The 22,698-nt window shown below is 73.0% G+C and carries 23 protein-coding genes; 8 read left to right on the top strand and 15 right to left on the bottom strand.

The features are described from left to right. Nucleotides 1-93: 93 nt before the first annotated feature. The 3 genes from ACF1GV_RS12960 to ACF1GV_RS12970 all read right to left on the bottom strand — a co-directional run bounded on the left by ACF1GV_RS12960 (nt 94) and on the right by ACF1GV_RS12970 (nt 3,513). Nucleotides 94-2,370 (bottom strand): protein kinase, encoded by a 2,277-nt coding sequence (locus tag ACF1GV_RS12960; protein WP_391679882.1) that lies wholly within the window; start codon nt 2,368-2,370, stop codon nt 94-96. Between the two features lie 70 nt (nt 2,371-2,440). Further along, nucleotides 2,441-2,899, bottom strand: a complete 459-nt coding sequence (locus ACF1GV_RS12965; protein WP_391679883.1) for a MarR family winged helix-turn-helix transcriptional regulator — start codon at nt 2,897-2,899, stop codon at nt 2,441-2,443. Then, nucleotides 2,896-3,513: a type 1 glutamine amidotransferase family protein gene (locus ACF1GV_RS12970; RefSeq protein ID WP_391679885.1), complete on the bottom strand. Its 618-nt coding sequence runs from the start codon at nt 3,511-3,513 to the stop codon at nt 2,896-2,898. The genes ACF1GV_RS12965 and ACF1GV_RS12970 overlap by 4 nt, the downstream gene beginning before the upstream one ends. Nucleotides 3,514-3,683: 170 nt before the next feature. On the opposite strand from ACF1GV_RS12970, the gene ACF1GV_RS12975 reads away from it, so the two are divergent. The 3 genes from ACF1GV_RS12975 to ACF1GV_RS12985 all read left to right on the top strand — a co-directional run bounded on the left by ACF1GV_RS12975 (nt 3,684) and on the right by ACF1GV_RS12985 (nt 6,629). Further along, nucleotides 3,684-5,042: an aspartate aminotransferase family protein gene (locus ACF1GV_RS12975; RefSeq protein ID WP_391679886.1), complete on the top strand. Its 1,359-nt coding sequence runs from the start codon at nt 3,684-3,686 to the stop codon at nt 5,040-5,042. A gap of 106 nt (nt 5,043-5,148) precedes the next feature. Continuing rightward, nucleotides 5,149-5,886, top strand: coding sequence for a GntR family transcriptional regulator (locus tag ACF1GV_RS12980; RefSeq protein WP_391679888.1), 738 nt, complete (start codon nt 5,149-5,151; stop codon nt 5,884-5,886). Nucleotides 5,887-5,978: 92 nt separating this feature from the next. Then, nucleotides 5,979-6,629: a hypothetical protein gene (locus tag ACF1GV_RS12985; RefSeq protein WP_391679890.1), complete on the top strand. Its 651-nt coding sequence runs from the start codon at nt 5,979-5,981 to the stop codon at nt 6,627-6,629. A gap of 12 nt (nt 6,630-6,641) precedes the next feature. Here ACF1GV_RS12985 and ACF1GV_RS12990 read toward each other — a convergent pair whose 3' ends face one another. The 4 genes from ACF1GV_RS12990 to ACF1GV_RS13005 form a co-directional block, all read right to left on the bottom strand. Then, nucleotides 6,642-6,932, bottom strand: coding sequence for a hypothetical protein (locus ACF1GV_RS12990; RefSeq protein WP_391680423.1), 291 nt, complete (start codon nt 6,930-6,932; stop codon nt 6,642-6,644). A 156-nt stretch (nt 6,933-7,088) separates the two neighbouring features. Next, a complete protein-coding gene (locus ACF1GV_RS12995) occupies nt 7,089-7,520 on the bottom strand; it encodes an ester cyclase (RefSeq protein WP_391679892.1) in 432 nt (143 codons plus the stop codon). A gap of 152 nt (nt 7,521-7,672) precedes the next feature. After that, the gene (locus tag ACF1GV_RS13000; protein ID WP_391679893.1) at nt 7,673-7,867 is read right to left on the bottom strand and encodes a hypothetical protein; all 195 of its coding nucleotides are present in this window, start codon (nt 7,865-7,867) and stop codon (nt 7,673-7,675) included. A 74-nt stretch (nt 7,868-7,941) separates the two neighbouring features. Continuing rightward, nucleotides 7,942-9,225, bottom strand: coding sequence for an adenylosuccinate synthase (locus tag ACF1GV_RS13005; RefSeq protein WP_391679895.1), 1,284 nt, complete (start codon nt 9,223-9,225; stop codon nt 7,942-7,944). 208 nt (nt 9,226-9,433) lie between these two features. Between ACF1GV_RS13005 and ACF1GV_RS13010 the strand changes: the two genes are divergently transcribed. Then, nucleotides 9,434-10,264 carry a diacylglycerol kinase family protein gene (locus ACF1GV_RS13010; RefSeq protein WP_391679897.1) on the top strand — a complete coding sequence of 277 codons (831 nt, stop codon included), beginning with the start codon at nt 9,434-9,436 and terminating at the stop codon, nt 10,262-10,264. Between the two features lie 36 nt (nt 10,265-10,300). On the opposite strand, the gene ACF1GV_RS13015 is transcribed toward ACF1GV_RS13010, so the two are convergent. Beyond that, entirely contained in the window at nt 10,301-10,801 is a 501-nt protein-coding gene (locus tag ACF1GV_RS13015) for a GbsR/MarR family transcriptional regulator (protein WP_391679898.1), read from the bottom strand. 73 nt (nt 10,802-10,874) lie between these two features. On the opposite strand from ACF1GV_RS13015, the gene ACF1GV_RS13020 reads away from it, so the two are divergent. Together ACF1GV_RS13020 and ACF1GV_RS13025 are read left to right on the top strand one after the other, a co-directional pair. Further along, nucleotides 10,875-11,777 (top strand): ATP-binding cassette domain-containing protein, encoded by a 903-nt coding sequence (locus ACF1GV_RS13020; protein WP_391679900.1) that lies wholly within the window; start codon nt 10,875-10,877, stop codon nt 11,775-11,777. Beyond that, the gene (locus tag ACF1GV_RS13025; RefSeq protein ID WP_391679901.1) at nt 11,774-13,342 is read left to right on the top strand and encodes an ABC transporter permease; all 1,569 of its coding nucleotides are present in this window, start codon (nt 11,774-11,776) and stop codon (nt 13,340-13,342) included. Before ACF1GV_RS13020 ends, ACF1GV_RS13025 begins: the two co-directional genes overlap by 4 nt. 181 nt (nt 13,343-13,523) lie before the next feature. Here ACF1GV_RS13025 and ACF1GV_RS13030 read toward each other — a convergent pair whose 3' ends face one another. After that, complete coding sequence (locus tag ACF1GV_RS13030) at nt 13,524-14,744, bottom strand: cytochrome P450 (RefSeq protein WP_391679902.1); 1,221 nt, start codon at nt 14,742-14,744, stop codon at nt 13,524-13,526. 264 nt (nt 14,745-15,008) lie between these two features. Here ACF1GV_RS13030 and ACF1GV_RS13035 point away from each other — a divergent pair, with 264 nt between their 5' ends. Further along, a complete protein-coding gene (locus tag ACF1GV_RS13035; RefSeq protein ID WP_363266327.1) occupies nt 15,009-15,542 on the top strand; it encodes a hypothetical protein in 534 nt (177 codons plus the stop codon). Nucleotides 15,543-15,556: 14 nt separating this feature from the next. Next, on the top strand, nt 15,557-16,051 hold the full coding sequence (locus tag ACF1GV_RS13040; protein WP_391679904.1) for a hypothetical protein: 495 nt from the start codon (nt 15,557-15,559) through the stop codon (nt 16,049-16,051). 134 nt (nt 16,052-16,185) lie between these two features. Here ACF1GV_RS13040 and ACF1GV_RS13045 read toward each other — a convergent pair whose 3' ends face one another. The 6 genes from ACF1GV_RS13045 to ACF1GV_RS13070 all read right to left on the bottom strand — a co-directional run bounded on the left by ACF1GV_RS13045 (nt 16,186) and on the right by ACF1GV_RS13070 (nt 22,558). Then, nucleotides 16,186-16,848, bottom strand: coding sequence for a response regulator transcription factor (locus ACF1GV_RS13045; RefSeq protein ID WP_363266325.1), 663 nt, complete (start codon nt 16,846-16,848; stop codon nt 16,186-16,188). Continuing rightward, on the bottom strand, nt 16,845-18,203 hold the full coding sequence (locus ACF1GV_RS13050; protein ID WP_391679905.1) for a histidine kinase: 1,359 nt from the start codon (nt 18,201-18,203) through the stop codon (nt 16,845-16,847). Before ACF1GV_RS13050 ends, ACF1GV_RS13045 begins: the two co-directional genes overlap by 4 nt. A gap of 103 nt (nt 18,204-18,306) precedes the next feature. After that, nucleotides 18,307-18,981 carry a response regulator gene (locus tag ACF1GV_RS13055; protein ID WP_391679907.1) on the bottom strand — a complete coding sequence of 225 codons (675 nt, stop codon included), beginning with the start codon at nt 18,979-18,981 and terminating at the stop codon, nt 18,307-18,309. Continuing rightward, nucleotides 18,978-20,381: a sensor histidine kinase gene (locus ACF1GV_RS13060; RefSeq protein WP_391679909.1), complete on the bottom strand. Its 1,404-nt coding sequence runs from the start codon at nt 20,379-20,381 to the stop codon at nt 18,978-18,980. The genes ACF1GV_RS13055 and ACF1GV_RS13060 overlap by 4 nt, the downstream gene beginning before the upstream one ends. Further along, nucleotides 20,374-21,570 carry an acyltransferase gene (locus tag ACF1GV_RS13065; RefSeq protein ID WP_391679911.1) on the bottom strand — a complete coding sequence of 399 codons (1,197 nt, stop codon included), beginning with the start codon at nt 21,568-21,570 and terminating at the stop codon, nt 20,374-20,376. The genes ACF1GV_RS13060 and ACF1GV_RS13065 overlap by 8 nt, the downstream gene beginning before the upstream one ends. Next, the gene (locus ACF1GV_RS13070) at nt 21,563-22,558 is read right to left on the bottom strand and encodes an alpha/beta hydrolase (RefSeq protein WP_391679913.1); all 996 of its coding nucleotides are present in this window, start codon (nt 22,556-22,558) and stop codon (nt 21,563-21,565) included. Before ACF1GV_RS13070 ends, ACF1GV_RS13065 begins: the two co-directional genes overlap by 8 nt. Nucleotides 22,559-22,698 lie beyond the last annotated feature (140 nt).

Below are 22,698 nucleotides of genomic sequence, written 5' to 3' on the forward strand. Positions count from 1 at the left end.
TCGCGCCCGCGCGGCGGAGCCGCACATCAGATGCAGCCCCGCGCCCCGGGCGGGGTTGCCGTCTCGTCGGCTGTGAGCTCGCTCAGCCGGGGGTCAGCTCTGGCGGGTGTACGTCAGTTTTTCTCCGTTGCTGGTGTTGACGCGTTCCAGGCTGCCGTCCGGGAGCAGGGTGACCTCGGTGGCCGCGCCCGGTGAGCAGGATGCCGACGGGCCGGTGATCACGGTCGACGGGCCGATCTGCAGCGGGCCGTCCGGGCCGGGCGCCGCGCTGAGGGAGGCCGTGAACTCGCAGTGGTAGGTGCCGCTGCCGGCCGGGCCCTCGGCGACGAGGGTGAGGACCGCGTCGCCCACCTCGCCTTGGCGGATGGTCAGCACGCGGGTGTTGAGGCCGGTCCCGTTGTCGATGGTCGTGGCCCAGGTGCCGAGGTACCCCTGCGGAACGGCGCCGTTCTGCGTGGACGGGCTCGGGGTCGGGGTCGGGGACGGGGCGTCGGTGGCCGGCTGCGGGGAGGGCTGCGCGCCGGTCGCGGTCGGGGACGGGTGGGACCCCTTGCCGGAGCCGCCCCCGCTCATGAACGCGTACACCGAGCCGCCCGCGGCGAGCGCGACGATCACCGCGATCACGACGAGCAGCACGGTGGAACGGCCGCTGCGGCGCGGGGGCTCCTGCTGTCCGAAGGGCGGGGGCCCGTACGGCGGCGTGGCCCCGAGCCCGCCGCCCGGCCCCGCGTACCCCGGCCCTGCCCACCCACCGGGCTGCCCCGGGTGGCCGTAGGCGCCGGGTGCGGGAGACGACTGGGGGTGCGGGTGGCCGTACGGGGCGGGGGCCACCGGGGTCTGCGGGTAACCGGGGCTCCCGTGGTACGGCCCTTGCGGCGCAGGCGCCTGCGCGTGCTGGACGCCGGGCTGCTGGGGGACGCCGTACGTCGCGGGTGGGTGGCCCGGCTGGGGCGGGGTGTGCGGGGTGGGTGCCGGCCCGGCCGCCTGGGGGTGGCCGTGCGGAGGCGTCTGCGCGGGGGCGGCCGTGCCCGGTGCCGCGCCGGTGCCGCGCGCCGCGCCGCCGCCCGCTCCGGCGGCCATCGTCGGCAGATGCCCCGGCTGCCCCGGCGGAGGCGGTCCGGCTGCCCCGTCCCGGGGGCCGGGCACACCGGGCGCCGCGGCCGCGTCGGCGGCGGAACCGTGCTCGGGAGCGGCGCCGGGCACGGCGGCCGGCTGTTCCGCCACGATGCGCGGAGCGCCGGCCGGGGCGACCGGGGCGGGCGAGACGGCACCCGGGGCACCGCTGGGAGCGTCCGGTGCCGTGGCCGGCGGCCCGCCTGCCACGGCAGCCTCGGCACCGCCGCCCGCAACCGCCTTCGCGGCGTCGGGTGCGGCACCGTCGGCCGCCCTCGCGTCACCCCCGGCATCCGGCGCGTCCGGAGCCGCACCCGCTGTGGCCGGACCCGCGCCCTCCGGGTTCTCCGTGTCCAGCAACCGCACCGCGTGGCGCCCCAGTTGGGCGACCAGGGTGCCGGGGAGCCACGGGTCGCGGGAGCGGCCGTCGGTGACGGTGTCCTCCGCGCCGGTGTGCTCCAGGACGCGGTCCAGGGTGGGGCGGGCTCCGGGGTCCTTGCGCAGGCACTCGCGGACCAGGTCGGCGATGCCCTCCGGCACGCCCTCGAGGTCGGGTTCCTCCTGGGCGATGCGGTACATCAGCGCGTGCACCCCGGTCGTGGCGGAGCCGAAGGGGAGGGTGCCGGTGGCCGCGTAGGCCAGCACCGAGCCCAGGCAGAAGACGTCGCAGGCCGGTGTGATGCGGTCGCCGCGCACCTGCTCGGGCGCCATGAAGCCGGGCGAGCCGACCAGCGAACCGGTGCGGGTGAGCCCCTCCCGGGCCGGCGTCTCCAGGGCCCGCGCGATGCCGAAGTCGATGACGCGGGGACCGTCGATCGTCACCAGCACGTTGGAGGGCTTCAGGTCACGGTGGACGATGCCCGCCGCGTGGATGTCCTTGAGGGCGTGCGCGAGGCCCGCCGCCAGGATGCGCACCGAGCGCTCCGGCAGGGCGCCGTGGTCGTGGCCGACGACCCGCTCGAGGCTCGGTCCGGCGACGTACCCGGTGGCCACCCACGGCACGGCGGCCTCGGTGTCGGCGTCGAGCACGGGCGCCGTCCAGTGCCCGCCGACGCGCTGCGCGGCCTGCACCTCCTGCCGGAAGCGCGCGCGGAACTCCTCCTGCGCGGCCAGCTCCTCGCGCACCAGTTTCACGGCGACCGTGCGTCCCCGGTCGGAGCGGGCCAGATACACCTGCCCCATGCCGCCGGCACCGAGCCGCGCCAGCAGCCGGTAGACGCCGATGCGGTGCGGATCCCCCGGCCCCAGTTTCTCCATGCCCTGCCCCTCCCCCTGTGCAACGGACCCACGATAGTTGCGGGGTCGGCGCAGGCGGACGGGCCGGTGTCTACGGTTCCGTAACAGCCGGGTCCAGCTTGTCCAGGACCACGGCCAGCCGCTCCAGCAGTTCGACGGCGGATGCCAGCTCCGCCTCCCCGAAGGAGTCGGCCAGCCGGTCGGCGAAAGCGGCGTGCCGGGGGCCGATACGGGCGACGGCCGCGCGCCCGGCCTCGGTGGGCGCGAGCAGTTTGGCACGGCGGTGGGCCGGGTTCGGCCGGTACTCGGCCAGCCCCCGCTCCACCAGCAGGTCGGCGATCCGCTGCACGCTCTGCCGGGTGATGCCCATCGCGCGGGCGATCCCGGCGACCGGCAGCGGCTCGGCCAGTACGGCTCCCAGGACCTGCCACCGGGCGGCGGTCAGCCCGGCCGGCCGGGCCAGCTCCTCGGCCACGGCAAGGAACTGCCCGTTGAGCCGGAAGACACCGAGCGCGGTGCGGCTGAGCAGTTCCTGACGGGCTCGGCTCACCGGGCGCCGGCCTGCTGCAGCTCGGCGTACGCCGTCGCGTCGGAGTCGTGGAAGAGGCGGTACCAGGCGTCGGTCACGCGCTCGTCGTAGGCGCCGAGCAGCCGGAAGATCTCCCGCGCGAAGGCGACCGGCTCGGTGGGCCCGGCGCTGATCAGCAGGCCGTCGGTGACGGCGTCCGTCTCGACGTACCGGTCGCCGCCGGCGTATCCGGTGGCCGCCAGGTACTGCGGCGCCCCGCTGGTGTGGGCGTGGTCGTCGAAGAGGCCCTCGCGGGCGAGCCCGCGGGTCGCGCCGCAGATCGCGGCGACCGGGACACCGGCGTCCAGGAAGCCGCGGGCGGTGCGGGCGAAGGGGGCGAGGGGGTCGCCTTCGGCGTTCCAGTCGTTGGCGCCGGGCAGGATCAGCAGGGAGCTGTCCTCGGGGCGTACCTCTTCCAGGGCGAGGTCGGGCTGGATGCGCAGGCCGCCGATGCTGGTCACGGGCCCACGGGTGGGGCCGACGGTGCGGACGGGGAAGCCGGCGAGCGCGAGGTGCGCGGTGGCGTGGCCGGTCTCCCAGTCGGCGAGGGTGTCGTAGACGGCGAGGTGCACAGGCTTGCGGTCGGTGCTGCTCATGGCTGCCTCCAGCGAATCTGCCTATGACAGCAGGCTGTCACTACGACAGATTGCTGTCAATGACGCCCCGGAGAGACGGAACCCGCATCGACAACCTGTCGCGCAAAGGCCCTGTCCACAGACAGGACGCCGATACCGCTTCCGCATCGCGGACATTTACGCTCGCCGACATGACCCCTCATCTGCCCGACCCCCAGACCGGCGCCGCGGTGAAGGCCGCGGACCGCGCGCACGTGTTCCACTCCTGGTCCGCGCAGGACCTGATCGACCCGCTCGCCGTCGCCGGCGCGGAGGGGTCGTACTTCTGGGACTACGACGGCAAGCGCTACCTCGACTTCACCAGCGGGCTCGTCTACACCAACATCGGCTACCAGCATCCGAAGGTCGTCGCCGCGATACAGGAGCAGGCGGCGACGATGACGACGTTCGCGCCGGCCTTCGCGGTCGAGGCGCGTTCGGAGGCGGCCCGGCTGATCGCCGAGCGCACCCCGGGCGACCTGGCCAAGATCTTCTTCACCAACGCCGGCGCCGACGCCGTCGAGCACGCGATCCGCATGGCCCGGCTGCACACCGGCCGTCCGAAGGTGCTCTCGGCGTACCGCTCGTACCACGGCGGCACCCAGCAGGCGATCAACGCCACCGGCGACCCGCGCCGCTGGGCCAGCGACACCGGCACCAGCGGTGTCGTCCGCTTCTGGGCGCCCTTCCTCTACCGCTCCCGCTTCTACGCCGAGACGGAGGAGCAGGAGTGCGCGCGGGCGCTGGAGCACCTGGAGACGACCATCGCCTTCGAGGGGCCGGCCACGATCGCCGCGATCATCCTGGAGACGGTGCCAGGCACCGCCGGGATCATGGTCCCGCCGCCCGGCTATCTCGCCGGGGTGCGCGAGATCTGCGACAAGTACGGGATCGTGTTCATCCTGGACGAGGTGATGGCCGGGTTCGGCCGCACCGGTGAGTGGTTCGCGGCCGACCTGTTCGGCGTCGTACCGGACCTGATGACCTTCGCCAAGGGCGTGAACAGCGGATACGTCCCGCTGGGCGGTGTGGCGATCTCCGGGGCGATCGCCGAGACCTTCTCCAAGCGGCCCTACCCGGGCGGGCTCACCTACTCCGGGCACCCGCTGGCCTGCGCCGCGGCCGTGGCGACGATCAACGTGATGGCCGAGGAGGGCGTCGTCGAGCACGCCCGCCGGCTCGGCGAGACGGTGCTCGCCCCCGCCCTCACCGACCTGGCCGAGCGGCACCCGAGCGTCGGCGAGGTCCGCGGCACCGGCATGTTCTGGGCGCTGGAGCTGGTGAAGAACCGGCAGACGCGCGAGCCGCTGGTGCCGTACAACGCGGCCGGTGAGGCGAACGCGCCGATGGCGGCCTTCGCGGCGGCGGCCAAGGCGCACGGCGTGTGGCCGTTCGTGAACATGAACCGCACCCACGTCGTCCCGCCGTGCAACGTGAGCGAGGCCGAGCTGAAGGAGGGCCTCGCGGCGCTGGACGCGGCCCTGTCGGTCGCAGACGAGTACACGGCGTAGCTCCCGCGGGGGGCGCCCCCGGTGGCCCGAACGCGTAAGGTGGCGTGCTCGTAGACACCCTGCGAGCCCGCCACCTGCGCGCGTTCCGGAAGGAGCTCCCACGACCATGCCCGGCAGTACCGGCACCGGCGCCGTGACCCGCAGCACCCTGCGGCAGCAGATCGCCGACGCACTGCGCGACGAAGTGCTGGCCGGCCGGCTCAAGCCCGGGCAGGAGTTCACGGTCAAGGAGATCGCCGAGCAGTACGGCGTCTCCGCGACGCCGGTGCGCGAGGCGCTCGTCGACCTCGCCGCGCAGGGCCTGCTGGAGGCCGACCAGCACCGCGGCTTCCGTGTGCACGAGTACTCCGTCGCGGACTACCGGGGCATCATCGAGGCCCGCGGCCTGGTCGTGGAGGGGATGTTCACGGCCCTCGACGACGGCCACAAGGGCTACCGGGACCTGCACGAACCGCAGGTGGCGGCCGCGGCCGCCGGGGTGCGGCGGCGCGCGGAGGAGGCGCAGCGGGCGGCGCGGGCGGGTGACCTGACCGTGCTGATCGGCTACGACCTGAGGTTCTGGCGCGAGCTGAGCACCCTGTTCGGCAACCCCTACCTCGCCGGCTTCCTGCACCGCCTGCGGGTGCAGTCCTGGGTGTGCGCGGTGCAGCATCTGCGGCGGCTCACCGATCTGCGCGGCCACCTGTGGGCCCGCCACACCGAGCTGGTCGACGCCCTGTCCCGGCGCGACACCGCCACCGCCCGGTCGATCGTCACGTCGTACAACGCGCACTCCCTGGCGCTGATCGAACAGCTCGCGGCCCACAGGGGTGAGGCGCCGGGCGCGGGGGAAAACGACGGCTGACGGGGACACACCCCCGCGTCTTACGGGGGCGGGTGACAGCGAATACGCTGCCCTGACCAAGGCGTGCGCCGTTGCTGTGTGAGGAGCTACTTTTGGCCTGTGACCTGTGGCTGGTACCGCTCGTCGACGTGTTGTGCCACGCGCCCGACAACCCGTTCGCCGAGGAACTCGCCCAGTACAACGCGGCGCTCGCCGAGGCCGGCCTGCCGCCGGTGCCGGTGTACCAGTACATGCCGGGACTGTCCGGAGACGTCGGCCCGGTCGCCGGGTTCGACTACGACGCGCTGCACTTCCTGCGGCGCGCGCACCTGCTCCAGCTGTGCGGGCTGCCGGTGACTCCGGTGGACGAACTGGGCGGGGACTACGAGCAGTTGCTGGAGATGTTCGAGACGACGGCCCAGCAGTCCCACCTGGTCTGGCACTACGACCACGCCGGCGCGTACGTGCCGCTGGACTTCCCGCACCCGCTGGCCAATGATGAACTCCTCGCGGGTGGCGGCCCGTTGGGGTCTTCACAAGGACTGCTGCGGGAGCTGGAGCAGGTCGCCCCGGCCCTCGGCATCGACCCGGCCAACCCGCCGGCAGCGCCGCAGCCGCCTCTGGAGCCAACGGAGTTGGAGCAGCCAGCCGAGCCGGCGCCCTACGACCCGAGCCCTTTCGCCCGCGAACGGCACGTGTGGCTGGGGCTGCACGCGGCGGCGACGCGAAGTCTGGCGCAGGGCTCGATGATCGTGTTCAGCTGACGGCCGGTCCGGTCACTGAAGCTGGGCCGTCCCCTTCTGGAGTTCCTCGATGTTCATCACCGGGGTGACCTCGACGTAGGCGTTCAGTTCGCTGTACAGCACGTCCAGGGTGGGCGGGAGCTGCGAGCTGTCGGGCAGGTCGACGACCAGCAGCATCGTCCGGTGGCCGTCCATCGGGCCGAAGTAGGCCGCCTCCGGCTTGATGTGCTCCAGCATCTCCTTCACCATCTGGGGCATCTTGCCGCTGCGGATGGCCTCGTTGCCGCGTTCCGTGTCCACGTTGGCTTTGACGAGCAGGCGCATCGCGCTCACCTTCTCCATGGTCGATGCACGCCCCTACGGACTCACCTTATGTCCGGTCAGCAGGGTTCGCCCGCTCGCGTGACCACTGGCCCGGGGCGCCCGCGGCCCGTGCGCCGCGGACGCCCCGGTGTGGCGCCCTCAGTGACTGCCGGGGTGTCAGTCCGCCTGCGGCCAGGGCCAGCCGAGCTGGAGGAACAGGCCCAGGCGGTCGCTGACCGCGCGGATCTCGGAGATCTTGCCGTCGGCGATCGTGAAGATCCAGATCGCCTCGATCTCGAAGGCGTGGCCGGTCGGCTCTGGCATGCGCGGGTGGGTGCCGCGATGCACGCCCCGCTGTGTCACCCGGGCCACCACCTTCTCGCCCTCCGCGAGCAGTTCGTCGACCTGCACGGTGAGCGGGTCGAACGCGGCGACCTGCTGGCGCAGTCCCTCGAAGGCGGCCCCGGGCTCGTCCGCCTCACCATGGATGATCTTGTTGTGGTCCACCACGCCGGCCGCCATGAACTGCGGCAGGTCCTCCAGCCGCCGCTCGCTGACGGCCTCGAAGAAGTGCTGGACCACCTTCTTGTGCGCGTCCGTGTCCCCCACGTGCTCCCCCTTGTGACGGCTCGTGCCGATCTTGTCGGCATTGTCGATCTTGGCCGATCTTGCCGAGGGGACTCTAGACCACGCGGCGAAACGGGGACAGAGCAGCGGCGGTCGACCCATGAGGCGGATGTCCGGGGCCACAGCAGCGGCGGTCAACCGACGAGGCGGATGTCCGGGGGCCACAGCACCCCGTCGGCCAGCAGGAGCGCCGGGCCCAGGTGGACGGGGCAGACGTGCAGGGGGGCCCGCCGGTGCCGGATCACCTCGAAGCGGGCTCGTTCACCGCACTCCGTGCCCTGGACCTCACCGCCGTACGGGCCCTGGCACGGCGCCTCACGGAGGGGCATGCCCCGATTGGACCACGAAACGGGCGCCCCCGCTTGCCGGAGGCGCCCGCACGTGTCAGAGGATCAGGCGAGCACTACAGGAACGAGTTGATCTCGATCGTCTCGTCCCGGCCCGGGCCCACACCGATCGCGGAGATCGGCGCGCCGGACATCTCCTCGAGCGCCTTCACATACGCCTGCGCGTTCTTCGGCAGGTCGGAGAAGGACTTCGCCTTGCTGATGTCCTCGCTCCAGCCCGGCAGCATCTCGTAGACCGGCTTCGCGTGGTGGAAGTCGGTCTGCGAGTACGGCAGCTCCTCGACGCGCTTGCCGTCGATCTCGTACGCCACGCAGACCGGGATCTGCTCCCAGCCGGTGAGCACGTCGAGCTTGGTGAGGAAGAAGTCGGTCAGGCCGTTCACGCGGGTCGCGTAGCGGGCGATCACCGCGTCGAACCAGCCGCAGCGGCGGTCACGGCCGGTGGTGACACCGCGCTCGCCACCGATGCGGCGCAGCGCGTCGCCGTCCTCGTCGAACAGCTCGGTCGGGAACGGACCGGCGCCGACCCGGGTCGTGTACGCCTTGAGGATGCCGATGACCCGGCTGATCTTCGTCGGGCCGACACCCGCACCGGTGCAGGCGCCACCGGCGGTCGGGTTGCTGGAGGTGACGAAGGGGTACGTGCCGTGGTCGATGTCCAGCAGCGTGCCCTGGCCGCCCTCGAAGAGCACGACCTTGTCGTCTTCCAGGGCCTGGTTCAGGATCAGCACCGTGTCGGCGACGTACGGCTTGATCTTCTCGGCGTAGCCCAGCAGCTCCTCGACCACCTGGTCGGCGGTGATGGCGCGCCGGTTGTAGAGCTTGGTGAGGATCTGGTTCTTGACGTCGAGGGCCGCCTCGACCTTCTGCTGAAGGATCGACTCGTCGTACAGATCCTGCACCCGGATGCCGACGCGGTTGATCTTGTCCGCGTAGGTCGGCCCGATGCCGCGCCCGGTCGTGCCGATCTTGCGCTTTCCGAGGAAGCGCTCGGTCACCTTGTCGACGGTGACGTTGTACGGCGTGATGACGTGCGCGTTGCCGCTGATCAGGAGCTTCGACGTGTCGACGCCGCGCTCGTTCAGACCGCTCAGCTCGGAGAGCAGGACCGACGGGTCGACGACGACACCGTTTCCGATGACGGGCGTACAACCGGGGGAGAGGATTCCGGAAGGGAGGAGGTGCAGTGCGTACTTCTGGTCGCCGACGACGACTGTGTGGCCGGCGTTGTTGCCGCCCTGATAGCGCACTACATAATCCACCGATCCACCGAGCAGGTCGGTGGCCTTTCCCTTGCCCTCGTCACCCCACTGAGCACCGAGCAGCACAAGTGCGGGCACGCGCGTACACCCCTTCCGGGCGGGGCATGTCCAAGGTCAGGGGCGTACGCGGAAGGGTTCCGCCGCGTGCACCACGGCCGTCGTTGGCCGCTACCGTCGGACCGGATGCCCCGGAATAGACGAAGCCCCTGGCGCAATAGCGCAAGGGGCTCTTGCACCAAGATGCTACCCGAGGAAGCGAGGCAGGACCGAGGTGGCGACCTTCGCGATGTCCGACCAGCTGTTGGTGATCATCGATCCGGTCGCCCGGCGGACGGACCCAGAGTCCGTCCGGATCGCGAAAGACGTGCTCAGCGCGGGTGCGGCGACGAAAGTGTGCCTGCCGGAGGGCCCGGAGGAATTCGCCCGGATGCTGCTCCGCCGGGGGTCCCGCAGGCCGGTCGTGATCGGTGACGACCGCACCCTGGCGTGGGCGGTGACCCTGCTGCACCGGCGCCGGGAGCTGGCCGGCTGCGCGCTGTCGGTGGTCCCGGTCGGGGGCCGGCTGTCCGTGATGCGGGCGCTCGGCGTGCCGACGGGTGCCGTGGCGGCGGCGCGGGCCGTCCTCGACGGGGCCGAGCGGCGCCTGGACCTGCTGGTCGACGACAGCGACGGGGTGGTGCTGGGCGAGCTGCGGATTCCGCCGCTGCGGGAGGTCCCGCCGGGGGCGGAGGGCACGGACGCGGTACGGCCGTGGCTGCGCACCTGCCGGTCCCTCGTGCACGCGCTGGTGCCCGCCCGCGAGGTCCGCGCGGCGGCAGACGCCGACGGTCCGGCCCGGCTGCGGGTGGAGGTCGACGGGAAGCTGCTGGTCGGCACGGAGCAGCCGGTGTCGGGCGTGTCGGTGCTGCCGGGGGCCGCGGGGCTCGCGGAGGTCGAGGTGCGGCCGGTGTCGGTCGGCGCGGCGGCCACCCCGCTGCGGGCGACGGGCCGCCGGGTGACGGTCACGGGGGCGGACTTCCGCTACCGCGCGGACGCGGCGGTCTCGGGCCCGGTACGACGGCGGACGTGGACGGTGGCGCAGGGGGCGTGGGCACTCACGGTGCCGGCGGCGCAGTGAGGTGAGGGGGCGACGCCGCGCCGGCTCGGGCGCCGGTCACCCCCGCCGTGCCGCCCGGTACGCCCGCCAGCGTTCCATCATCCCGGCGACGTCCTGCTCGATGAACTCGAAGAAGGCCAGCGTCTCGGCGAGGCGGGCGCCGGCCGGGGTGTCGGCGCCGAGGCCGGTGATGCCTTCGCGCAGGGCGTCCTCCCAGCGTTTGATGATCGCCTCACGGTTGGTGAGCGCCTCGTACCACTGGTCGCTGTGCACTCGGTACCGCTCGCGCCGCGAGCCCGGCTCGCGCTCCCTGGACACCATGTGCACCTGGGACAGATAGCGCACCGCACCGGACACGGCGGCCGGGCTGATCCGCAGCTGCTCGCCCAACTCGGCGGAGGTCAGTGCCCCGGTGTCGGAGGCCAGCAGCGCGGCGAAGACCCGGGACGGCATGCGCGGCATGCCCGCCTCCACGAGCTGCGCCGCGAAGTGCTCCACGAAGCGCGACACCGCCTCGGCGTCCCGTCCGGTCTGCCGCTCCACCGTCTCGTCGACCATGTGTCCAGCCTATCTTGCGTTTCGATCCTTCCTTAGCTTCACAAGTTTCTGAAAGAAGCGTACGTTCGGAGCCATGACGAAGGCCATCTCGGTGTCCGGACTGCACAAGTCCTTCGGCCGCACCCACGCCCTCGCCGGGCTCGACCTGGAGATCGAGACCGGCGAGGTGCACGGCTTCCTCGGCCCCAACGGCGCCGGCAAGTCCACCACCATCCGGGTGCTGCTCGGCCTGCTGCGCGCCGACTCCGGCGCCGCGCAGGTGCTCGGCCGCGACCCCTGGCGGGACGCCGTCGAGGTGCACCGCCGCATCGCGTACGTCCCCGGCGACGTGACCCTGTGGCGCAACCTCTCCGGCGGCGAGGTCATCGACCTGTACGGCCGGCTGCGCGGCGGCCTGGACGCGCGGCGCCGCGCCGAGCTGATCGACCGCTTCGAGCTGGACCCGACCAGGAAGGGCCGCACGTACTCCAAGGGCAACCGGCAGAAGGTCGCGCTGGTCGCCGCGTTCGCCTCGGACGTCGACCTGCTGATCCTGGACGAACCGACCTCCGGCCTCGATCCGCTGATGGAGGGGGTCTTCCAGCGTTGTGTCGCCGAGGAGCGGCAGCGGGGACGGACCGTCCTGCTGTCGTCCCACATCCTCAGCGAGGTCGAGGAACTGTGCGACCGCGTCAGCATCATCCGCAAGGGGCGGACCGTGGAGACCGGCTCGCTCACCGACCTGCGCCACCTGACCCGCACCAGCGTCACCGCCGAACTCGCGGGCCCGCCGAACGGGCTCGCCCACCTGCCCGGCGTGCACGGTCTCGACGTCCAGGGCCGCCGGGTCCGCCTCCAGGTCGACACCGACAAGCTGGACGCCGTGCTGCGCTCCCTCGCCGGGAGCGGCGTGCGGTCCCTGACGTCGTCGCCGCCGACCCTGGAGGAGCTGTTCCTGCGCCACTACCAGGGCACCCGGGAAGAGGTGGCCCGATGACCGCCCTGGCCGGCACCGGCGTCCTCACCCGCTTCGCCCTGCGCCGCGACCGGCTGACGCTCCCGGCGTGGATCGCGGTGAACGCCCTGATGGTCCTGTCGATGCCGAACACGCTGAAGAGCCTGTACGCCACCGACGCCGACCGCGCGGACCTGCTGCGCCAGATGTCCGCCAACGCCTCCCTGCGCGCGATGGTCGGCCCTGTCTTCGGCGACTCCCTCGGCGCGCTCACCGCCTGGCGCGTCGGCGTCTACGCCGGTGCGCTCGCGGCGGTGACGAGCCTGCTGGTCGTCGTACGCCACACCCGCGACGAGGAGGAGAGCGGACGGCTGGAACTACTCGCCTCCGGCGCGGTGGGGCGGCGCGCTTCCCTGACGGCCGCCCTGCTCACGGCGGCGGCCGCCAACGCCGTACTGGCGCTGGTACTGGCGGCGGGCCTGGCCGCGCACGGCGCGGCGGGGGCCGTGGCCCTCGCGCTCGGCGTCGCGGGCACCGGCCTGGTCTTCGCCACGCTCGCCGCGATCCTCGCCCAGCTGACCGAGAGCGCCCGCCTGGCGCGTGGCCTGACGGCGGCCGCGCTGGGCGCCGCGTTCGTGCTGCGCGCGGCCGGCGACGCGGCGCGGGACGACGGCTCGTCGGCGCTGACCTGGCTGTCACCGCTCGGCTGGCTGGAGAACCTGCGCGCCTTCGCCGGGGAACGCTGGTGGGTGCTGCCGCTGTTCGCGGCGGCCGCGCTCGCACAGGCGGTGGTGGCCTACGTCCTCGCCGCGCGCCGGGATGTGGGCCTGAGCTTCCTGCCGGCCCGGCCGGGACCGGCATCGGGGCGGCTGGGCACGGCGGGCGCGCTGGCCTGGCGTCTGCAGCGCGGCAACGTGCTGGGCTGGTCCGCGGGCTTCTTCCTCGCCGGGGTGGTCTACGGCGGGATGACCGAGGGCGCGGCCGATCTGGTCGGGGACAACGCGCGGGCCCGGGAGATCTTCGAGCGGATGGGCGGCCACTCGGGTCTGACGGACACGTTCCTGGCGTCGATGACCGGCGTGATGGGCCTGATCGCCGCCCTGTACGTCGTCGCCTCGGTGCTTCGCCTGCACGGCGAGGAAACCTCCGGCCGCGCGGAACCGGTCCTGGCGGGCGCGGTCGGCCGGCTGCGCTGGGCCGCGGGGCATCTGCTGATCGCCTTCGGCGGCGCGGTCCTGCTGATGCTCCTGACGGGCCTCGGTTTCGCCGCCGGCTACGGCAAGGAGCCGGGCGCGATCCTGGGGGCCTGTCTGGTGCAGGTACCGGCGGTGTGGGTGATCGGCGGGGTGGCGGTCCTGCTGTACGGGCTCGCGCCCCGGCTCGCGGTGGCGGCCTGGGCGGTCGCGGGCGCCGTCCTGCTGATCGGCTGGGTGGGCCCGGCGCTGAACGCCCCCCGGGCGGTTGTGAACCTCTCCCCCTTCGGCCACCTGCCGAAGCTGCCGGGCGGGGAGATGGCGTGGGGGCCGGTGGGGGTGCTGCTGGGGCTGGCGGCGGTGCTGGTCGCCGTAGGGCTGGCGGGGGTGCGGAGGCGGGACCTCGGAGGGTGACCCAGTCGACGTACTGCTTGAGCTCCTCGGTGTCGAGATCGATGGCGACCGGGTCGGGAAGGACGACGAAGCGCGCTCTGCCATAACCGTCACGCTGCCTCCCTTCGCAGGCGAGCACCAGCGTGACGAACCCGCGTCGGCGGCCGCCGGGGATCGATCGGTGATCATCCCGAACGAGTGATCACCCCACCTCCACCCGCAGCCCCGCCAAGCCCCTGATCACGAAGTTCGGCTTGCGTGCGGGCTCGGCCGCGAGGGTGAGTGTGGGGGCCTTGGTCAGCAAGGCGCTCATCGAGGCGGCCAGTTCGATACGGGCCAGGGGGGCGCCGATGCAGTAGTGGATGCCGGCACTGAAGGAGATGTGCGGGTTGTCGCGGCGGGTGAGGTCCAGGCGGCCGGGGTCGGCGAAGACGGCCGGGTCGTGGTTGGCGGAGCCGAAGAGCATGGCGATCTCCGCGCCCCTGGGGATCGTCGTGCCGTCGATCTCGATCTCGTCCAGCACCCAGCGTTCGAAGAGCTGCAGCGGGGTGTCGTAGCGCATCAGCTCCTCGATCGCGGTGGGGACCAGTGAGCGGTCGGTGCGCAGGGCGGCCAGCTGGTCCGGGTGGCGGAAGAGGGCGTACCAGCCGTTGACCGTGGCGTTGACGGTGGCCTCGTGACCGGCGTTGAGGAGGAGGACGGCGGTGGAGATCATCTCCTGCTCGGTGAGCCGGTCGCCCTCGTCGTGCGCGGCGATGAGCCCGGAGATCAGGTCCTCGCCGGGTTTCGCGCGGCGCTCCGCGATCAGCGTGCGCAGGTAGTCGGAGAACTCCACCGACGCCCGCACGGCCCTGGCCGCCGTCTCCTCGGACGGGTTCAGCTCGTACATCCCGCAGATCTCCGCCGACCAGGGGCGCAGCAGATGCCGGTCGCTCTGCGGGATGCCCAGCATCTCGGCGATCACGGCGACGGGCAGCGGCTCGGCCACATCGGTGAGCAGGTCCCCGCCGCCCGCGTCGACGAGCCGCTGGACGAGGTCGCCCGCCAGCGCGTGCACATACGGCCTCAGCTGCTCGACCGTGCGCGGGGTGAACGCCTTGGACACCAGGCGCCGGATGCGGGTGTGGTCCGGCGGTTCGAGGTCGAGCATGCCGTGGTCGTTGAGCGTGTGGAACGGCTCGTGCTCCGGCGGGGGCGGGGTGCGCCCGAACTCCTCGTGCGAGAACCGGTGCAGATACGTCCGCCCCAGCCGGCGCTCCCGCAGCAGCGCGGAGACGTCCGCGTGGTGCGGGACCAGCCACTGGTTCGTCGGCTCGTAGTAGAGCACCCGGCCGCGCTCGCGCAGTTCGGCGTAGGCGGGGTACGGGTTGTCGACGAAGTGCGGGTTCCAGGGGTCGAAGGCGAGGTCGGTGACCGCTGACATGCACGGACGCTAACGCGGGAGCCTGCCGTCTGGCCAGGGGTGCGGTGCGGGCCGTCGTTCCCCGACGCGGCCGCCGGTTCGGTCCTTGCTCAGTTCTTGCTCAAAGCCGTTGTCTTCGGCGGCTGTTGTTCTACAAGATCACCTCTGTCACGGTTGCCCCGCTCCCGTCGCCCGACCAGCGGCCGAGGAGAGGGGGCGGACCGCGTCGTGTCTGTCTGACCAACAGGCACCACTTGCACAACTGCACAAGAGGGGAACACCGACGTGACATCGTCGACTGCCATACGCGCCGCCGCGATCGTGGCCACCGCAGCGATGGCTCTGGGGGTTACGGCTCCGCTGGCCGAGGCCACGGAAGCGCAGAGCGTGGCCCGCACCACCGTCACCGACACCGGCGAGCCGACGTTCACCGCGGCCGAGGTGCGGGATCTCATTGAGCGGATGAAGGCCGACGGGGGCTCCGACACCGCCGAGATCGCCCAGTTCGAGGCCTACGCCGACCGGCTGGAGGGCAAGGCCCCCGGCAAGCCGATGCCGGGGTTCGGTTGGAGCACCATCGTCCGCAAGCTCGTCGTGGCCGGTTTCCGGCACGGCGGGGTGTGGCTGGGCAAGGTGCTCAAGCGGGTCTCGCCGAAGGCGGCCAAGTACGTCGCCAAGAACGGCAACAAGATCGCCGACGCGATCGACGCCGTGGAGAACTGGGGCGAGCACGCGCTGGCCCTGGCGCTGATGAAGGCCGGGATACCGCACGACATCGCCAGTGACCTCGCCAAGGCGATCATCATCATCGCCGCGTAAGCGAGGGCAGCCGGATGGATGACGAACCGTCGACGCCTGGTGAGAAGCGGCTCGCCCGCCTGGTCGTGGGGGGGCTCGTCCTGTTCGTGGCCGGGCTGGTCGGGCTGGTGTTCCTGCTCGTCCTGCTCGTCACGGCCGCGGTCTTCCCCGACGCGGTGGAGTTCGACGGGGTCCTGCCCGTCTTGTGGGCGCTGCTGCTGATGGGCCCGTGCGCGGCCGTCGCCATGGCCATCACGGTGCCGGCGCGTGCGCTCGTGCGCGCCTCGCTGCACCCGTCACCGTCCGTGGCCCGCGTCTGCGACGCCGCCTTCGGCTGGCTGTCGGCGTTCCTCGTCGGCGTGATGCTGCTGGAGTGGACACCGGGGGTTCGTGCCCACTCCCTGCTGCCGGCCGTCGCCGTCGCCACCGTGGGCCTGCTGCTGGAACCGCTCACCGACCGCCTCGGCGACGGCAAGAGCAAGAACGGCGAGGCGGTCGGGGACGGCGAGGACGGCGGGGAGGCCCGCTGACCCCGGCCGCCGGGCCGGGCGGCCCGCTGACCCGGGCCGCCGGGCGGGGACGCCCGCCCGGCGTCCGTCGCCCCCCGGTGGGCCACCGCCGCCGGCCCACCGCCGCCGCGCCGCCGGTGCCGCGCACCCGGCCGTCAGCCGGGGGTCACCAGGCGGGTCTCGTAGGCGAACACCGCCGCCTGGGTGCGGTCGCGCAGACCCAGCTTCACCAGGATGCGGCTGACATGGGTCTTGATCGTCGACTCGGCGACCACGAGGCGCTCGGCGATCTCCGCGTTCGACAGGCCCTGGGCGATCAGGACCAGCACCTCCGTCTCCCGTTCGGTCAGCTCCCCGTACGCCTGCGCCGCCGACGGCAGCCGCGGGGCGTCCGAGAGCCGCGAGAACTCGGTGATCAGACGCCGGGTCACCGACGGCGCGAGCAGTGCCTCACCGGCCGCCACCACCCTGACCCCGTCGGCGAGTTGGCGGGCCGAGGCGTCCTTCAGCAGGAAGCCGGAGGCGCCCGCGCGCAACGCCTGGTACACGTACTCGTCCAGATCGAACGTCGTCAGCACCAAAACCTTCGCCGACGCGTCCGCCGCGACGATCTCCCGGGTCGCCTCGATGCCGTTCAGCTCGGGCATCCGGATGTCCATCAGCACCACGTCCGGGGCGAGTTCGCGTACCCGGTCCACCGCCTCGCGGCCGTTGACCGCCTCGCCGACGACCTCGATGTCCGGCATCGCGTTCAGCAGGACCGAGAAGCCCTCCCGGACCATCATCTGATCGTCCGCGATCAGTACCCGGATCGTCATGGGGTGCCCTCCGCCACCGCGGTCACCGGCAGGAACACCGCCACCTCGTAGCCGCCGTCGGCCATGGGGCCCGCCGTCATCTCCCCGTTCAGCATGGTCACCCGCTCCCGCATGCCGGTGATGCCGTGCCCGGCGCCGGGTGACTTCCTGACCGGCGCGGGGCCGGGCGGCGGGCCGTTGACTATGCGCAGGCCCAGCCCGCCGAGGACGTACCCGATCTCCACCCGTGCGCTCGCGCCCGGCGCGTGCCGCAGGGTGTTGCTCAGCGCCTCCTGCACGATCCGGTACGCCGACAGCTCCACGCCCTGCGGCAGCTCGCGCACCGCGCCCGTCACCCCCTTGTCCACGTCCAGGCCGGCCTGGCGCACATTGGCCAGCAGGGCGTCCAGGTCGGCCAGCGTGGGCTGCGGCGCCTCCGGGGCCTCGTAGTCCTCCGCCCGTACGACGCCCAGCACGCGGCGCAGCTCGGTCAGGGCCGCCACCGCGTTCTCCCGGATCGTGGCGAAGGCTCTCTCCAGCTCCTCCGGTGGGTTCTGCACCCGGTACGGCGCGGCCTCCGCCTGAATGGCGACGACCGACATGTGGTGGGCGACCACGTCGTGCAGCTCGCGCGCGATGGTGGTGCGCTCCTCCAGCAGGGTGCGCCGCGAACGCTCGTGCGCGGTGACCGTCTGCTGGGCGGTGACCTCCTGCTCGGCGTCCCGGCGGATGTGCCAGACGGTGACGGCGAGCAGCAGCACCGCCGACAGGAAGAGCATGGGCATCGTGGTCGTGCCTTCGAAGGGATGCGCGAGCAGCTCGGCCATCCCCCCGTACACCAACGTCAGCAGCCACATCCAGGCGGCGGTGCGCGGGCGGGTGCGGATCGCCACGATCGTCATGACGCACAGGTGCGCGACGAAGCTGCCCGGCTGGAAGGGCCACAGGTCCCACAGCGGGTCCACCACGCACAGGACGGGTGCCGAGACCAGCGACAGCCAGAACGCGGCGACCGGCCTGAGCAGCGTCAGCAGCACGGCGGCCGCCGGCAGGAAGCTCATCAGCAGATACGGCGGCCAGCCCGGTGAGCGCGTGGCGCCGATCATCCAGACCAGCAGCGCCAGCCCACCCACGACCGTGTGCGGCGCCCACACGACGAACCGCCGCAGCCGCACCGGCACGGCGCGCAGAAGGGGACCGTCCGTGGACCTGCGGGGCAGCGGGCGGTAGGCGAAGGCGTCGTGCAGCAGGTCCTGCCGCAGGCCGCGCAGCGCCTGCACGGCCGCCCGGACCTCGGGGCTGCGCGGCTTGTACGCGGCGTACCCGCCGTCCGCGCCCTGCGGCGGTGTGCTGTGCGTGGGGGTCGTCTCGGTCACGCTCCACACGGTAGGCCGGGCCGGGTGGCCCGGTCGTCACCAGTGAGAGGGGTCCTGCGGGGTCCGTCTCAAGTACTACGGGTACCGACCGGGCCGGGCCGTGTCAGTAGCCGGACGGCCGCACCAGGCCCGACTCGTAGGCGAACACCGCCGCCTGCGTGCGGTCCCGCAGGCCCAGTTTCACCAGGATGCGGCCCACGTGGGTCTTCACGGTCTGCTCCGCGACGACAAGGCGCTGGGCGATCTCCGCGTTGGACAGGCCCTGCGCGATCAGCGCCAGCACCTCCGTCTCGCGCTCGGTGAGGTCGGCGATCCGTTCCTTCAACGGAGCGCGGGGCGCCTCGTTGAGGCGGGCGAACTCGGTGATCAGCCGCCGGGTGATGCCCGGCGCGAGCAGCGCGTCCCCGGCCGCCACCACCCGCACCGCTTCTGCCAGCTGGTCCGCGGAGGCGTCCTTCAGCAAAAACCCGGCCGCGCCGGAACGCAGCGCGTCGTACACGTACTCGTCGAGGTCGAAGGTGGTCAGCACCAGCACCTTGACCTCGGGGGTGGCGGCCTTGATGCGGCGAGTGGCCTCGATGCCGTCCATTTCGGGCATGCGGATGTCCATCAGGACGACGTCCGGCGCCAGTTCCGCCACTTTCGCCACCGCGTCCCGCCCGTCGACGGCCTGCCCGATCACCTCGATGTCGGGCTGGGTGTCGAGCAGCACGGTGAAGCCCTGGCGGACCATCTGCTGGTCGTCGGCGATCAGTACGCGGGTGGGGCCGCTCGTCATGCGAGGTCGTCTCCTGTCGGGAAGATGAGTTCCACGTCGTATCTGGGGGGCGGCACCGGCCGCTCGGCGAACGGGCGGCCGTCCCGGGGCAGGAACGCCGAGACGGCGAAACCGCCGTGCAGGGTCGGGTGGGCGATGACATGACCGCCGAGCATCGTGGCGCGCTCCCGCATGCCGAGCAGCCCGTGCCCGCTGCCCGAGGATTCCGTGGCGGGGCGCGTCGGGCGGGAGTTGGTCACCCCGAGGTAGAGACCGTCGGGGAAGTGGACGACCTCGACGCGCACGGCGGCACCCGGCGCGTGCTTCAGGACGTTGCTGAGCGCCTCCTGCACTATGCGGAACGCGGACAGCTCCACCCCCGGCGGATACGGCACCGCGTCGCCCCGGATGTCGGTGCGGATCTCCAGGCCGGCGGCACGGGTGTTGTCGATGAGGCTGCCGAGCCGGTCCAGGGTGGGCTGCGGGGCGTCGGGCGCGGTGCCGGGACCGGCGGTGTCGCGGCCCTGCCCGAGGGTGCCGAGGTCCTCGGGCAGCTCCGAGCGCAGCACGCCCAGCACCCGGCGCAGCTCGGTCAGCGCCTCCAGCGCGTTCTGCCGGATCCCGGCGAGGTTCTCCCTCAGCTCCTGCGGCGGGTCCTTGACCAGATGCGGCGCGACCTGGGCCTGGATGGAGATCACCGACATGTGGTGGGCCACCACGTCGTGCAGTTCCCGGGCGATCCGGTTGCGTTCCTCCAGCAGGGCGCGCCGGGCCCGCTCCTCGGCGGTCAGCGTGGTCTGCTGCTCCAGCTGGGCGCGGGCCTCGCGGCGACCGCGCAAGGCGACGCCGAGCACCACGACGACCGTGGACAGGATGACCGCGAGCAGTCCGGTGGGCGTGTAGCGGGACGCGCCCCACACGCCCTGCGCGACATAGGTGAACAGCGCGGTCACGGCCAGCGCCTCGACCGACACCCGGGTGCGCACCCGCAACGCGAGCAGCAGCAGCACGGTCATGTGCCCGATGATCCCGGCCGACGACCAGGGCCAGGTGAAGTCGTGAGCGCCGCCGGCCATCAGCTGGCGCCGCACCTCCACGGCGCCCACCAGCGTGCCGGCCATGGACAACCACCACGCCGGCACCGGCCGCCACAGCGCGAACACCACCGCACCGCCCTGCGCGAGCCCGATCAGGAAGGCGAGCTGCCCGCCGACGCCGCCGTTGCTCACCAGCTGCGCCACCGCGCCGAACGTCACCCCGAACGCGACGAGACACAGCAGGCCGTGCGGGAACCAGCGCAGCCACACGAACGGCGGCAGGGGGTCCGCACGCATCGTCCACAGGTCGTCGCGCAGCACCCGGAGCCAGCGCAGCACCACCCGGCCCACCCCCGATTCCGTCACGCCGCTCAGCCTAGACATGGCGCGCATCCCCCGAGGTCCGGCGATCCGCCGGGCGGTGCGAGCGCACCACCCGGGACCGGCCCCGCGAACCGCCCTGCTCGTGCCATCGGAAGGCGGTCCAGCACACGCCCAGCACCACCGCGAACACCGGCAGCCACAGCAGCCGGGCCGCTACCCACCCGAGGCCGCCGGGCGCCGTGTGCAGACCGGGCAGCCGACCGACGAGCAGCGCGCCGGCCGTGGTGGCCATCAGAGCCGTCTGATGCCACAGGAAGATCGTCATCGCGGACAGGTTCACCAACGCCACCACCGCCCAGGCCACCGGCCGGCGCAGGGCCCGGCGCAACCGGTCGCGCACCAACAGCGCCAGGCCGCACTGGGCCAGCCCGAACGTGACGGCGGCCAGGGTCGGCGGGTCGAGGTTGGACACCGCCGCGCCCGGCACCCCGACCATGGACGCCGGATAGCCCGCCCATGCCACCAGCACCACGGTCGCCACGACGCCCCCGCCCAGCAGCAGCCACCCGGCCCGCCGCCGCTCCAGCTCACCCCTCGTCCACGCGGCGCCCAGGGTGTAGGGCACGAGCCAGCCGGCCACCACGTTCACCCAGCCGAGCCAGGCCGGCCCGCCGAGTCCGAAGCGCACCAGGTCCACATGGAGGACGACGGCGAGCGGCCACAGCGGGTTGAGCCGGGTCAGCAGCGGAGTCGCCGCCGTCAGCCCGGCGAAGACCACAAGGAACCACAGGGGTGACAGCGCCAGCTTGACCAGCGTGTGCACGCAGGTCAGCTCGGCGCCGGTCACCACCAGGAGCGCCGCCGCCACCGCCCAGAGCGCCAGCAGGGCCGCCACCGGCCGGAACAGCCGCCCGAGCCGGTCCGCCAGCCACCGCCGGTAGGGAACGCCACGCCGCCGTGCCGCCGCCAGACCGCGGGTCGCGGAGTGCCCGCCGACCAGGAAGAACACCGCCAGGGTCTGGAAGACCCAGGAGACCGGGGCCAGCCACGGCATCGACCGCAACGGGCTCGCGGTGTGCAGGCTGCCGCCTTCGGCGACCAGTGCGGTCACCAGCCAGTGCCCGAGCACCACACCGCAGATGGCGACGGCCCGCAGCGCGTCCACGGCCCGGTCCCGGTCGGCCGGGGTGGCGGCAGCGATCCGGGCTGCGATCCTCCCGGCTCTCGTCCGCGTCGAACGCTCACGCACCGGACACCTCCGCCTGCTCGCCGAGCACGATCCGGGCGAGGTTCGCCAGGGACACCGAACCCGGCCGGAAGTAGTCGCTGTGCCCGCCGTCGCCGGCCGCGAAGACGCGGGCACCGAACGCCGGGTCCACCGGGTCCGTACCGAAGCCGACGGTCGTCCCGAACAGATCCGCCCGCACGTGCGGCACTTCGGCCACCCAGTCGTCGCCGCCGCGCGCCGCCCACACCCGGGCGGTGGTGTGCAGCGCGGCCACGTCGTCGGCGCCCGTGCCCGGGCTGCCGACCAGGGCGATGTCGTCCACGGCCAGCCGGTCCGCCGCACGAGAGCACACCACCGAGCCGTAGGAGTGACACAGAAGGGTGACGTGGGCCGAGGGACCCGCGATGACGTGCAGTTGCCGTATGAAGTCCCGCAGCGCCGGGGCGGCTTGGTCCGCCCTGTCCGGGGTGAGGACCGTCGTACTGACCGTGCCCGGGGTGTCGTAACCGAGCCACGCCACCACGGCGGTGGCCGTCCCCGGTGGTGCCTCTCTGCCGAGGCGGGCCGCGAGCGCGGTCGCCGTCGCGCGGAAGCGGGCGTAGGTGCCGAGGGACGTGTCCGAACCCGGTACGAGGACGGCGATCCGGTCGGCGCGGGCCAGGTCGCCGAGCACCTCTATGGCGCGGCCCGCTCCGCGGCCGTCGAAGGCGAGCAGCCGGCGCTCCGCCAGGGCCCGTTCCGCCCGCGCCCGTGCCGTGGCGCCGTACGCCGCGGCCATCCGGGCCGCCTCCAGGGCGTTGGCCCGGTTCGCGGCGTACGCCCGAGGCAGCGTGGCCCGGGTCACGGGCGGGAGCTGCGCCGGGGCCGGGGCGGGGATCTGTGGCCGGGCCGCGGCGGAGAGGGGCAGCACGACCGCGGTGGTGATCAGTGCGGCCAGCAGCGCGCGGAGCAGTCGCCGTCCTCGCCGTCGCGCCGGGTTCTGCCGTGCGCCGTACTCCCCCGTGTCCACCGATCGCCTCCCCGCCGTGCGGCCCGTCCACCGGGCCTGCCTGACAAGGAAGTTACGGAGCGCGGCGCCTCACCCGCGTCACGCCGGGGAGCTCATCTGCGGCGTAGCTCTCAGGTACTACGGGTACGACGGGGCTCCGC

Source organism: Streptomyces sp. NPDC014006 (genome assembly GCF_043088925.1).
Lineage (GTDB): Bacteria > Actinomycetota > Actinomycetes > Streptomycetales > Streptomycetaceae > Streptomyces.

Excerpts from the sequence above, each read along its gene's own strand:
- ACF1GV_RS12960 (WP_391679882.1), bottom strand. The coding sequence starts at position 2,370 with ATGGAGAAACTGGGGCCGGGGGATCCGCACCGCATCGGCGTCTACCGG.
- ACF1GV_RS12970 (WP_391679885.1), bottom strand. The coding sequence starts at position 3,513 with ATGAGCAGCACCGACCGCAAGCCTGTGCACCTCGCCGTCTACGACACC.
- ACF1GV_RS12975 (WP_391679886.1), top strand. The coding sequence starts at position 3,684 with ATGACCCCTCATCTGCCCGACCCCCAGACCGGCGCCGCGGTGAAGGCC.
- ACF1GV_RS12980 (WP_391679888.1), top strand. The coding sequence starts at position 5,149 with ATGCCCGGCAGTACCGGCACCGGCGCCGTGACCCGCAGCACCCTGCGG.
- ACF1GV_RS12990 (WP_391680423.1), bottom strand. The coding sequence starts at position 6,932 with ATGCGCCTGCTCGTCAAAGCCAACGTGGACACGGAACGCGGCAACGAG.
- ACF1GV_RS13000 (WP_391679893.1), bottom strand. The coding sequence starts at position 7,867 with ATGCCCCTCCGTGAGGCGCCGTGCCAGGGCCCGTACGGCGGTGAGGTC.
- ACF1GV_RS13010 (WP_391679897.1), top strand. The coding sequence starts at position 9,434 with ATGTCCGACCAGCTGTTGGTGATCATCGATCCGGTCGCCCGGCGGACG.
- ACF1GV_RS13015 (WP_391679898.1), bottom strand. The coding sequence starts at position 10,801 with ATGGTCGACGAGACGGTGGAGCGGCAGACCGGACGGGACGCCGAGGCG.
- ACF1GV_RS13020 (WP_391679900.1), top strand. The coding sequence starts at position 10,875 with ATGACGAAGGCCATCTCGGTGTCCGGACTGCACAAGTCCTTCGGCCGC.
- ACF1GV_RS13025 (WP_391679901.1), top strand. The coding sequence starts at position 11,774 with ATGACCGCCCTGGCCGGCACCGGCGTCCTCACCCGCTTCGCCCTGCGC.
- ACF1GV_RS13030 (WP_391679902.1), bottom strand. The coding sequence starts at position 14,744 with ATGTCAGCGGTCACCGACCTCGCCTTCGACCCCTGGAACCCGCACTTC.
- ACF1GV_RS13040 (WP_391679904.1), top strand. The coding sequence starts at position 15,557 with ATGGATGACGAACCGTCGACGCCTGGTGAGAAGCGGCTCGCCCGCCTG.
- ACF1GV_RS13045 (WP_363266325.1), bottom strand. The coding sequence starts at position 16,848 with ATGACGATCCGGGTACTGATCGCGGACGATCAGATGATGGTCCGGGAG.
- ACF1GV_RS13055 (WP_391679907.1), bottom strand. The coding sequence starts at position 18,981 with ATGACGAGCGGCCCCACCCGCGTACTGATCGCCGACGACCAGCAGATG.
- ACF1GV_RS13060 (WP_391679909.1), bottom strand. The coding sequence starts at position 20,381 with ATGTCTAGGCTGAGCGGCGTGACGGAATCGGGGGTGGGCCGGGTGGTG.